Origin of the sequence: Mycobacterium sp., from assembly GCF_025933915.1 — a bacterium.
GTDB lineage: Bacteria > Actinomycetota > Actinomycetes > Mycobacteriales > Mycobacteriaceae > Mycobacterium.
Genome location: NZ_JAICZA010000004.1, coordinates 57,277 through 68,946, shown reverse-complemented (window position 1 = coordinate 68,946; position 11,670 = coordinate 57,277). Strand labels below are relative to the sequence as shown.

The window sequence follows — 11,670 nt, the reverse complement described above, 5'->3', positions numbered from 1 at the left end:
CCCGTCGAAATCGCGCAACTCGTCGACGTTCGACGCGAGAAGTAGCGTTACTCGGGTTCCAGCCACAGAGCCGATGTGGGCGGCAACACCAGCACCGCCGAGGCCGGGCGCCCATGCCAGGGGTCTTCGGTTGCGTCGACCCCGCCCATGTTCCCGATTCCCGAACCGTTGTAGACGCTCGCGTCGGTGTTGAGCACCTCGCGCCAGCGGCCGGCCGACGGCAGGCCCAGCCGGTATCCGCCGTGCTCGGCACCGGCGAAATTGAACACGCACGCCATCACGGAGCCGTCCTTGCCGTAGCGCAGGAAGCTCAACACGTTGTTGCCCGAGTCATTGGCGTCGATCCAGGAGTAGCCATCGGGAACGGTGTCTTGGCTCCACAGCGCCGGGTGGCTGCGGTAGATGTCGTTGATGTCGCGCACCATGCGCAGGACGCCGTTGGAGAATCCCTGCTCGTCGAGCTGCCACCAATCCAGGCCGCGCTCCTCGGACCACTCTGCCCGCTGGCCGAATTCCTGCCCCATGAACAACAATTGCTTACCCGGGTGCGCCCACTGGTAGGCGAGCAGGCTGCGCAGCCCCGCGGCTTTGACGTGATTGTTGCCCGGCATCCGCCCCCACAGCGTTCCTTTGCCGTGGACCACCTCGTCATGGCTGATCGGCAGCACGTAATTCTCGCTGAACGCGTAGAGCATCGAGAACGTCATCTCGTGGTGGTGATAGTTCCGATAGATCGGATCGCGGCTGATGTAGTCGAGGGTGTCATGCATCCAGCCCATGTTCCACTTCATCGAAAAGCCCAGGCCGCCAAGGTTTGTCGCCCGGGTAACCCCGGGCCACGACGTCGATTCTTCGGCGATGGTGACGATGCCCGGGGCGGTCTTGTGCGCGGTGGCGTTCATCTCCTGCAGGAACTGGACGGCCTCCAAGTTCTCCCGCCCGCCGTAGATGTTCGGGGTCCAGCCGCCTTCGGGGCGTGAGTAATCCAGGTAGAGCATGGACGCTACCGCGTCCACTCGTAGACCGTCGATGTGGAATTCTTCGAGCCAGAACAGCGCGTTGGCCACCAGGAAGTTCCGAACCTCCCGACGGCCGAAGTCGAAAACGTAAGTTCCCCAGTCGAGTTGCTCACCGCGCTGAGGGTCGGAATGCTCGTAGAGCGGGGTGCCGTCGAAGCGTGCCAGCGCCCACGCGTCCTTCGGAAAGTGCGCCGGCACCCAGTCCACCAGCACACCGATACCGGCCTGGTGCAGGGCGTCGACCAGGGCCCGGAATTCGTCCGGTGTGCCGAACCGGGATGTCGGCGCGTAGTACGACGTCACCTGGTATCCCCAGGAGCCGGCGAACGGATGTTCGGCGACCGGAAGCAGCTCGACGTGGGTGAATCCGTGCTCCACAACGTAATCCGTCAGCTCGCGGGCCAGCTGACGGTAGTTGAGCCCGAGGCGCCACGAACCCAGGTGGACCTCGTAGGTGCTCATCGGCTCGAACACCGGGTTGCGCCCGGCGCGCTGTGTCATCCAGTCGGCGTCTTCCCAGGTGTACCTGCTGCGCGTCACCCGGGAGGCCGTGTGCGGCGGCACTTCGGTGGCAAAGGCCATGGGATCGGCGCGCTCGGTCACGACTCCGTCGGCCCCGTGGACGCGGAACTTGTACAGCCCCTCGAGCGGGAAGCCGGGCCAGAACAGCTCCCACACTCCCGACGAGCCCAACACCCGCATCGGGGCTTCGCTGCCGGTCCAGCCGTTGAACTCACCGATCAGGCTGACGCCCTTGGCGTTGGGTGCCCACACCGCAAACGACACCCCGTTGACGACGCCGTCGGCCGTGGTGAACGAGCGAGGGTGCGCGCCAAGGACTTCCCAAAGTCGCTCGTGGCGCCCTTCGGCGAACAGGTGAAGATCGACCTCGCCCAGGCTGGGCAGGAAGCGGTAAGCGTCGGCGACGATGTAGGGGTCGGAATCCTCGTAGGTGATCCGTAGCCGGTAGTCGATCAGGTTGGTGAACGGCAGGACCACGGCGAAAAGGCCGGATTCGATGTGTTGCATCGGGAATCGATCGTCACCGACGAGTGCGACCACTTCGACCGCGTGGGGCCGGTACGCCCGAATGACGGTGTGATCTCCGTATTCGTGGGCGCCCAGAATGCCGTGCGGGTTGTAGTGTGTGCCCGCGGCCAGGCGCGACAGATCGGCAGGATCGGGCGCCAGGTGCGTCCGAGCGAGTTGGTCGGCTTGGCTCATGTCCCTTTCACCTCCGGTCCGTTTCATGTCCTGGCTCAATGCCTGCGCAGCAGCGTCATTCGAGCGTCATGCGGTATGAGCGGCATGTTGATGATGTGCGCGACCGCCCGCCCGGGATCGATGCGAACGTAATTGGCTTGCCCCCATTGGAATTCCTGGCCGGTGATCTCGTCGCGCACCCAAAAGCGCTCGTAGGGCTCCATACCCAATGCGGCCATATCTAAAAACAGCATCGCTTCTTCAGGTCCGAATGCGTTGAGCGTCGCCACCACCAACACGCAATCACCGGTCGCCGGGTCGAACTTGCTGTAGGCGAGCAACGCATCGTTGTCCACGCTGTGGAAATGGATGGTGCGCAGTTGCTGCAGCGCGGGGTGCAGTCGGCGAATCGCGTTGAGCTGAGTAATGAATGGCTCGAGCGACCTTCCTTCAGCGAGCGCGCCCGCGAAATCGCGAGGCCGCAATTCGTACTTCTCCGAGTCCAGGTACTCCTCGCTGCCTTCCCGCACCGCGCGGTGCTCGAACAGCTCGTACCCCGAGTACACGCCCCAGGCGGGTCCCATGGTCGCCGCCAGCACCGCACGGATGGCGAACATCCCGGGCCCGTTGTGCTGCAAGATGGCATGCAGGATGTCGGGTGTGTTGACGAACAAGTTGGGCCGGCGGAAGTCGGCGAGTGCGGCGATGTCGTTGCCGAATTCGGTCAGCTCCCACTTCGCCGTGCGCCAGGTGAAGTAGCTGTACGACTGCGTGAATCCCAGTTTGGCCAGCCCGTACTGCCGGGCCGGCGGCGTGAAGGCTTCGGAGAGAAACAGCACATCGGGATCGATGGCCTTGACCGCGGCAATCAACCAGGCCCAGAAGTCCGGGGGTTTGGTGTGCGGGTTGTCGACGCGAAAGAACTTGACGCCGTGGGCCATCCAATGCCGGACCACGCGCAGCACCTCGTCGTAGAGGCCGGCCGGATCGTTGTCGAAGTTGATCGGATAGATGTCCTGGTACTTCTTCGGCGGGTTCTCCGCGTAGGCGATGGTACCGTCGGGCAATTCGGTGAACCAGTTGCGGTGGTTGCGCGCCCAAGGATGATCGGGTGCGCATTGCAGCGCCAGATCCAGCGCCACCTCCATGCCCAGCTCGCGCGTAGCGGCGACGAACGCGTCGAAGTCCTCGATGGTGCCCAAATCCGGGTGGACGGCGTCATGACCACCCTCGTCGCTCCCGATCGCCCAGGGAGACCCCACATCTGTCGGCGCGGCGGTCGGGGAGTTGTTGCGCCCCTTGCGGTGCACCTTGCCGATCGGGTGGATCGGCGGCAGGTAGACGACGTCGAATCCCATTGCCGCGATCCGCGGAAGCGCGGCGGTTGCCGTAGCGAATGTGCCGTGCACCGGGTTGCCGTCGGCATCCCGTCCGCCGGTCGAGCGGGGAAACATCTCGTACCAGGAGCCGAACCGGGCCAGCGGCCGGTCCACCCAGACGCTGCACTGCTCGCCCCGGGTGACGAAGTCGCGGAGCGGATAGTCCGCCAGGATTTTTTCGATCTCCGGCCCCAACGCGAGCGCGGTTCGGGTGACCGGGTCCCCGGGCGTCCGGAGTGCTGCGGCGGCCGCCAACAGCGGTTCGCGCCGGGCGCGTGGCACGTCGGTCGCGGCACGCTCGAACAGCCCGGCACCGACCAGAAGATCGTTGGACAGTTCCTTCTCACCCTGACCGGCGTCCAGTTTGGCGACCAACCCATGCCGCCAGGTGTGAATCGGGTCGCCCCACCCGTCGACGCGGAAAGCCCACAGCCCGACCCGGTCGGGGGTGAACTGGCCGTGAAACACATAAGGTTCCAGACCCATCGTCATCGGCAGCGACAGTGGCTTGACCCGTTGCTGATCAACCCTGCCGTCGCGTTCGGTGACCGGCTTTTCGGGCGCCTGAACCGCTTTGACTCGCCGCGTCTCGGTTACCTGCGGATAGCCTGGCCCGAGGTAACGCACGACCAGGGTTGCCGCCACGGCCTCGTGCCCTTCTCGCCATACCGCGGCGCTGACCGGCACGACCTCACCGACCACGGCTTTCGCGGGATACGCGCCACAGGAAACGACCGGCTGGACGTTATCGATCTCGACACGACCGGGCACCACCACTCCGTTCGATCTGCCCGGTTCCTCCGCGGGCCCCTCGCGGGCCGCGATCGTCACCGGGGAGTGTTCCGATTGTGTGCGGTCAAACCCGCGATGTGCTCCGTGCGGAATGCCGCTCGTCCGGAAACTTCCTGTCGTGGGGAACTTTCTGGGTGGGGAAGCACCGTTGCGACCCCAATAACTAACCGATACCCACCCTAGTCTTCGGTCACACCCCGCCAAGGACAGCGAGCGGAAAAGCCGTCCTTCCCGCCGCGGTGCGCGGGCCGGAATCCTCAGTAAGGTAGGGACGCGTGAAAGCCCTCCGCCGGTTTACCGTCCGTGCTCACCTTCCCGAGCGTCTGACCGCGCTGGACCAGCTGTCGACCAACCTGCGTTGGTCGTGGGACAAGCCGACCCAGGATTTTTTCGCGACCATCGACCCGGACCTCTGGCAGCGGTGCGGCAGCGATCCGGTGGCGCTGCTGGGCGCGGTCAACCCGGCCCGGCTTGACGAGTTGGCGATCGATGAGACATTCCTTCGCCGGCTCGATGAGCTGACCGCCGACTTGAACGATTACCTGAGTCGCCCGCTCTGGTACCAGCAGCAGGAACAAGGTGCCGAAATGCCGGACGCCGTCGCCTACTTCTCGATGGAGTTCGGCATCGCCGAAGTGCTGCCCAACTACTCCGGTGGCTTGGGAATCCTTGCCGGTGACCACCTGAAGTCCGCATCGGACCTGGGCGTGCCGCTGGTCGCGGTGGGCCTCTACTACCGCTCCGGCTACTTCCGGCAGTCATTGACCGCCGACGGCTGGCAGCACGAGACCTACCCGTCGCTGGACCCCCAGGGGCTGCCGCTGCGGCTGCTGACCGATGCTACCGGTGATCCCGCCCTCGTTGAGCTGACGCTGCCGGACTCCGCGCAGTTACGCGCCCGGATCTGGGTGGCGCAGGTGGGCAGGGTTCCGCTGCTCTTGCTCGATTCCGACGTCCCCGAGAACGAGCATGATCTGCGCGGCGTCACCGACCGGCTGTACGGGGGTGACCAGGAGCACCGGATGAGGCAGGAGATCCTGGCCGGCATCGGCGGGGTGCGGGCGATCCGTGCCTTCACCGCCATCCACGGCCTGCCCGCGCCCGAGGTGTTCCACATGAACGAGGGGCACGCGGGGTTCCTGGGCGCGGAACGCATTCGCGAGCTGATGACCGGTCCGGGCCTGGACTTCGACACCGCGCTGGCGGTCGTGCGCTCGAGCACCGTGTTCACCACCCACACGCCGGTGCCCGCCGGCATCGACCGGTTCCCCATCGAGATGGTGCGGCTCTACTTCGATGACCACCTTGGCTCCGAAGACGACCATGTCGGCGACGAATCGGAATCCGGCCAGAACAGCGCGACAGCCGATGCCACGAGCGCGCCCGTATTGCTGCCGGGGGTGCCGACGGCGCGCATCCTGGCGCTCGGGGCCGAGGATGACCCGGCCAAATTCAACATGGCTCATATGGGCCTGCGCCTGGCCCAGCGGGCCAACGGGGTCTCGTCGCTGCACGGCCGGGTGAGTCGGGCGATGTTCAACGAACTGTGGGCCGGATTCGACACGAGCGAGGTGCCGATCGGGTCGATCACCAACGGAGTTCACGCGCGCACCTGGGCGGCGCCGCAATGGCTGCAGCTGGGCCGTGAGCTGGCCGGATCGGATTCGTTCAGCGATCCCGGGGTGTGGCTGCGCCTGAAGGAGGTCGATGCCGGCCATCTGTGGTGGATTCGCTCGCAGCTGAGGTCACTGCTCGTCGACGACGTGCGGCACCGGCTGCGCCGCTCATGGCTAGAGCGTGGCGCCTCGGATGCCGAGTTAGGTTGGATAGCAACGGCTTTCGATCCGGAAGTGCTGACCATCGGGTTCGCTCGACGGGTGCCGACGTATAAGCGGTTGACGCTGATGCTGCGCGACCCACACCGGCTGGAGCAGCTGCTGCTGGACGCGGAACGGCCGATCCAGCTGATCGTCGCCGGCAAGTCGCACCCGGCCGACGACGGAGGCAAAGCGTTGATCCAGCAGGTGGTGCGCTTTGCCGACCGGCCCGAGGTGCGGCACCGGATCGCGTTCTTGCCCGACTACGACATGTCCATGGCGCGGCTGCTGTATTGGGGCTGCGACGTCTGGCTGAACAACCCGCTGCGGCCGTTGGAGGCCTGCGGCACTTCGGGAATGAAGAGCGCACTCAACGGCGGGCTGAACCTGTCCATCCGCGATGGCTGGTGGGATGAATGGTACGACGGCGAAAACGGTTGGGAGATACCGTCCGCCGACGGCGTTGCCGACGAGGAGCGTCGCGACGACCTGGAGTCCAGTGGGCTCTACACGCTGCTCGAAGACGCCGTCGCACCGAAGTTCTACGAGCGTGACGAACGCGGGGTGCCGCCACGGTGGATCGAAATGGTGCGCCACACCGTGCAAACGCTCGGTCCGAAGGTCCTGGCCTCCCGCATGGTGCGCGACTACGTCGAGCAGTACTACACGCCCGCGGCGCAATCGCTGCGCAAGACGATCGCACCCGCCGACGGCGACGTAGCCGCGGCAAGCGGCGGCGCGTTCGGCGCCGCCCGCGAGCTGGCCGCCTATCGCCGGCGCGCCCACGAGGCATGGCCGAAGATCGTGATCACCGACGTCGACAGCACCGGCCTGCCGGACAGTCCGGTGCTCGGCTCCAAGCTGACCCTGACCGCCACCGTGCAGCTGGCCGGGCTGGCGGCCGACGAGGTCACGGTGCAGGCGGTGGTCGGCCGGGTCGACGCCAGCGATGCGCTGCTGGAGCCGGTCACCGTCGAGATGTCGTATACCGGCACCGCCGAGGGAGGCAACCAGGTGTTCTCGACGACAACGCCGCTCCCGCTGGCGGGGTCGGTCGGATACACGGTGCGCGTGCTGCCCCACCATCCGCTGCTGGCGGCCGGCAACGAACTCGGTCTGGTCACCCTGGCCCGCTAGGCCAGCCCCTCAAGCCGACAGACCCTGTTGCGAGCCGGCCCGCAGCCGCTGTAGCGCCTCGCGCACCTGCGCCCCGTTGGTGGTCTGCCAGAACGGCGGCAGCGAGGCTCGCAGGTAGCCGCCGTACCCGGCGGTCACCATGCGTGAGTCGAGCACCGCGACCACCCCGCGGTCGGTGACGCGGCGCAACAGCCGGCCCGACCCCTGCGCCAGCAGCAGCGCGGCGTGGCTGGCGGCGACGGCCATGAAGCCGTTGCCGCCGCGCGCGGCGACCGCACGCTGCCGCGCGCTCAGCAACGGGTCGTCCGGGCGGGGGAACGGGATGCGGTCGATCAGCACCAACGACAGCGACGGCCCGGGCACGTCGACGCCCTGCCACAGCGACAGCGTGCCGAACAGTGAGGTCTGCGGCTCGGCGCTGAACTGCTCGACCAGCGCCGACGTGCTGTCGTCGCCCTGGCACAGCACCGGTGTCGACAGCCGTTCGCGCATGGCCTCGGCCGTCGCGCGGGCCGCCCGCATCGACGAGAACAACCCGAGGGTGCGCCCGTCGGCGGCGGTGACCAGCTCGGCGATCTCGGTCAGCTGTTCGGCCGAGCCGACGCCGTCGCGCCCGGGTGGCGGCAGGTGCGCGGCCACATAAAGGATTCCGGCCTTGGCGTGCTCGAACGGCGAACCCACGTCCAGGCCGCGCCAGCGTGCGTCGCCGTCGTCGCTCGAGCCGGCGGTCAGGCCCCACGCGGCGGCCATGGCGTCGAAAGAGCCGCCGATCGTCAGCGTCGCCGACGTCAGCACCACCGTCGAACGCGAGAACACTCGGGTTCGCAGCAGGCCGGCGACCGACAGCGGGGCCACCCGCAACACCGGGCGGGATGTACCCCTGATCTCCTCGTGCTCGAGCCACACGACGTCGGTGCGGTCGGGGATGGCCGGGCCGAAGGATGCCAGCACGCGTGAGGCGGTGTCCGAGATTTCGCTCAGTGCCGCAACGGCTTCGGCGCGTGCCGACGCGGCCTTGGGGTCATTGGTGCTGTCGATCGCGGAGCGCGCCGCGTTCGCCACGTCGCGCAGCGAGGTCAGGTAGGTCGCCAGCTCCTCGTCGAGGCGATCGATGCGGCCCGGGGTGCCGTCGTGGATGGCCGCGGCGAAGGTGGCCGTCGTCGCGTCGAGGCGCTGGACCAACTCCGGGCTCACCAACCGGCTGATCCGCCGCGAGGCGACACCGAGGGCGGCCGACGTCAGCTCCGCGGTGGCCACCGAGGTCACCCGGTCCACCAACTCGTGTGCTTCGTCGACGACCAGCAGCGCGTGCTCGGGCAGCACCGCCGACTCGGACACCGCGTCGATGGCCAGCAGTGCGTGGTTGGTGACCACGACATCGGCGCGGCCGGCCAGGCCCCTGGCCCGCTCGGAGAAGCATTCGGCGCCGAACGGGCAGCGGGCGACCCCGAGGCATTCCCGCGCGGAAACGCTGACCTGCGACCAGGATCGGTCGGGAACGCCGGGCTTCAGATCGTCGCGGTCACCGGATTCGGTGGTCGATGCCCACTCGGTGAGCCGTTGCACGTCGCGGCCCAGGGCGCTGACCGCCATGGGGTTGAAGAGTTCCTCCTGCGGCCGGTCGTCGGTTTCTTCTCCGTCGGCTGCCCCGCCGTTGTGAATCTTGTTCAAGCACAGATAGTTTCGCCGCCCTTTGAGCAACGCGAATTGCGGGCGGCGCGGCAGCGCATCGGCCAGCGAATCGATCAACCGGGGCAGATCGCGATCGACGAGCTGGCGCTGCAGCGCGATGGTGGCCGTCGACACGACAACGGGGGAGTCGGCGCGCAGAGCGTGCACGATCGCGGGGACCAAATAGGCGAGCGACTTGCCGGTGCCGGTGCCGGCCTGTACGACGAGGTGCTCGTCGGTCTCGAAGGCCTGCGCCACCGCGGCAGCCATCTGCTGTTGGCCGCCGCGTTCGCTGCCGCCGAGCGCGGCCACGGCGGTGGCCAGCAGCTCGGGCACGGACACGTCGGACGTGGTCACTCCCTTGGTCAGGCCCGGATTTGCGTCGTCGTGACCGCGGGCTCGCCGTGCGACAAGTTCAATCCCTCCCACGGCAGACTGCGCAGCCCGGAAGCTACCAGCTCGCGCGCCGCGGCGATGTTCGGTTTGGACACCAGCTCTCCGCCACGAACCAGCGGAACGGTCAACACCCGAGCCGATTCACAGACGTCGGGCTGATGGCCGGCCGGATACAGGATCTCCTCGGTGATGATGCCGGAGCTGCGGGAGGTGCGCAGCGCCTCTTTGCGCCCGCCGTGGGATTCCTTGTGGCTGCTGCGCTTCTGCACCGCCAGGCCATCGACTTCGACGAGCTTGTAAACCATGTTCGCCGTCGGCGCGCCCGAGCCCGTCACCAGCGACGTGCCGACGCCGTAACTGTCCACCGGCTCGGCGGCCAACGCGGCGATGGAGAACTCGTCGAGGTCACCGGAGACAACGATGCGGGTCCGGGTGGCTCCCAGCTCGTCGAGCTGCTGGCGCACCTGGCGGGCCAGCACCCCCAGCTCGCCGGAGTCGATGCGCACCGCACCGAGCCCGGTGCCGGCGGCGGCCACGGCGTTGGCCACGCCGGTCGTCACGTCATAGGTGTCCACCAGCAGGGTGGTGTCGACGCCGAGCGCCTCAACCTGCGTCCGGAAGGCCGCCAATTCGGTCGATTCCGCCGGGGCGTCGGCGCGCGCGTGCAGCATGGTGAACGCGTGCGCGGAGGTGCCCTCGGCCGGTATTCCGTAGCAGCGCCGGGCCTCCAGGTTGGAGGATGCGGCGAAGCCGGCGATGTAGGCCGCGCGGGCCGCGGCGATCGCCGCGTGTTCGTGGGTTCGCCGTGATCCCATCTCGATCAGCGGGCGTCCCCTGGCCGCGCTCACCATCCGGGCGGCGGCCGACGCGACCGCGGTGTCGTGATTGAAGATGGACAGCGCCAGCGTTTCGAGCACCACGCATTCGGCGAATGTCCCGCTCACCGACAGCACCGGGGATCCGGGGAAGTACAGCTCGCCTTCGGCGTAGCCGTCGATATCGCCGCCGAACCGAAAATCACGCAAGTACCGCAACGCATCTGAGTCGAGGAATTGCCCTAGCGACTGGCAGGCCGCGTCGTCGAAGGTGAATTGCGGCAGCGCCTCGAGCAGCCGGCCGGTTCCGGCGACCACGCCGTAACGACGCCCTTCGGGAAGACGGCGGGCAAAAAGTTCGAAGGTGGTCCGGCGATGGGCGCTGCCGTCTCGCAGCGCCGCCGCCAACATCGTCAACTCGTACTTGTCGGTCAGCAGCCCAGTGACGACCGGGTCGTTCATTCCATAACGGTATCGGCTACCGGCTGGGCTCGGTAACGTCGTCCATCCCTCGGTATCGTGTAGGCCATGGTTGTTATGTCAGCGCCCACCAAGCCGGGCACTACAGGACAACGCGAGTCCGCGCCGGTAGAGGCCACGGCGAGCCCGTGGGTCACGATCGTCTGGGATGACCCGGTCAACCTGATGACCTACGTCACATACGTGTTCCAGAAGCTGTTCGGCTACAGCGAGCCGCACGCCACCAAACTGATGCTGCAGGTGCACAACGAAGGCAAGGCCGTGGTGTCCGCCGGCAGCCGGGAGTCCATGGAAGTCGACGTGTCCAAGCTGCACGCCGCCGGTTTGTGGGCGACGCTGCAGCAGGATCGCTGAAACTCGAGGCGCTGGCGATTCCCTGTGCGCAAATGGAAGCGCGTCGAGACCGCGGATGGTCCCCGTTTTCGGTCCGCCCTGGCGTCCCATGAGGCAGCCCTGCTCAAAAACCTGGCCACCGCGATGATCGGTTTGCTCGATGAGCGTGAATCTTCCTCTCCGGCAGACGAACTCGAAGAAATCACCGGCATCAAGACCGGCAATGCAGACCCGCCGAAAGATCCCACGCTGCGCCGGCTGTTGCCCGACTTTTATCGACACGACGACAACGACACCGCGCTCCCCGACGACGCGGACAGCCTCAACGCCGCACTGCGCAGCCTGCATGAGCCGGGCATCGTCGACGCCAAACGCGTTGCCGCGCAGCGGTTATTGAGTACGGTCCCCGAGGATGGCGGCCGATTCGAGCTGAGCGAGGAAGACGCAAACTGTTGGGTCGCGGCGGTCAACGACATCCGGCTGACGTTGGCAGTCATGCTCGAGGTCGGCCCGGAGGGCCCGGAGCGGCTGCCGGCCGACCATCCGCTGGCCGTGCACTTCGACGTATATCAGTGGCTGACCGTCCTGCAGGAGTACCTGGTGTTGGTGCTCATGGGGTCCCGATGAC

Annotated in this window: 7 protein-coding genes; 3 read left to right on the top strand and 4 right to left on the bottom strand. The window is 67.1% G+C overall.

The features are described from left to right. Positions 1-47: 47 nt before the first annotated feature. Both glgB and Q0W90_RS01275 read right to left on the bottom strand, forming a co-directional pair. The gene (gene glgB / locus Q0W90_RS01280; protein WP_297772758.1) at positions 48-2,243 is read right to left on the bottom strand and encodes a 1,4-alpha-glucan branching protein GlgB; all 2,196 of its coding nucleotides are present in this window, start codon (positions 2,241-2,243) and stop codon (positions 48-50) included. A gap of 35 nt (positions 2,244-2,278) precedes the next feature. Further along, positions 2,279-4,372 (bottom strand): alpha-1,4-glucan--maltose-1-phosphate maltosyltransferase, encoded by a 2,094-nt coding sequence (locus Q0W90_RS01275; protein ID WP_297599222.1) that lies wholly within the window; start codon positions 4,370-4,372, stop codon positions 2,279-2,281. Between the two features lie 296 nt (positions 4,373-4,668). Here Q0W90_RS01275 and glgP point away from each other — a divergent pair, with 296 nt between their 5' ends. Further along, a complete protein-coding gene (gene glgP / locus Q0W90_RS01270; RefSeq protein WP_297772755.1) occupies positions 4,669-7,347 on the top strand; it encodes an alpha-glucan family phosphorylase in 2,679 nt (892 codons plus the stop codon). A gap of 9 nt (positions 7,348-7,356) precedes the next feature. On the opposite strand, the gene Q0W90_RS01265 is transcribed toward glgP, so the two are convergent. Both Q0W90_RS01265 and Q0W90_RS01260 read right to left on the bottom strand, forming a co-directional pair. Next, positions 7,357-9,387, bottom strand: a complete 2,031-nt coding sequence (locus Q0W90_RS01265) for an ATP-dependent DNA helicase (RefSeq protein WP_297772767.1) — start codon at positions 9,385-9,387, stop codon at positions 7,357-7,359. Further along, entirely contained in the window at positions 9,384-10,691 is a 1,308-nt protein-coding gene (locus tag Q0W90_RS01260) for a nicotinate phosphoribosyltransferase (RefSeq protein WP_297601938.1), read from the bottom strand. The genes Q0W90_RS01265 and Q0W90_RS01260 overlap by 4 nt, the downstream gene beginning before the upstream one ends. A 66-nt stretch (positions 10,692-10,757) precedes the next feature. Here Q0W90_RS01260 and clpS point away from each other — a divergent pair, with 66 nt between their 5' ends. After that, positions 10,758-11,063 carry an ATP-dependent Clp protease adapter ClpS gene (gene clpS, locus Q0W90_RS01255; protein WP_297601935.1) on the top strand — a complete coding sequence of 102 codons (306 nt, stop codon included), beginning with the start codon at positions 10,758-10,760 and terminating at the stop codon, positions 11,061-11,063. 24 nt (positions 11,064-11,087) lie between these two features. After that, the gene (locus tag Q0W90_RS01250; protein WP_297601933.1) at positions 11,088-11,669 is read left to right on the top strand and encodes a DUF2017 domain-containing protein; all 582 of its coding nucleotides are present in this window, start codon (positions 11,088-11,090) and stop codon (positions 11,667-11,669) included. Position 11,670: the final 1 nt, after the last annotated feature.

What these genes read in the sequence shown, in the direction of transcription:
- glgB (WP_297772758.1), bottom strand. Translation starts at nt 2,243, where the DNA reads ATGAGCCAAGCCGACCAACTCGCTCGGACGCACCTGGCGCCCGATCCT.
- Q0W90_RS01260 (WP_297601938.1), bottom strand. Translation starts at nt 10,691, where the DNA reads ATGAACGACCCGGTCGTCACTGGGCTGCTGACCGACAAGTACGAGTTG.
- clpS (WP_297601935.1), top strand. Translation starts at nt 10,758, where the DNA reads ATGGTTGTTATGTCAGCGCCCACCAAGCCGGGCACTACAGGACAACGC.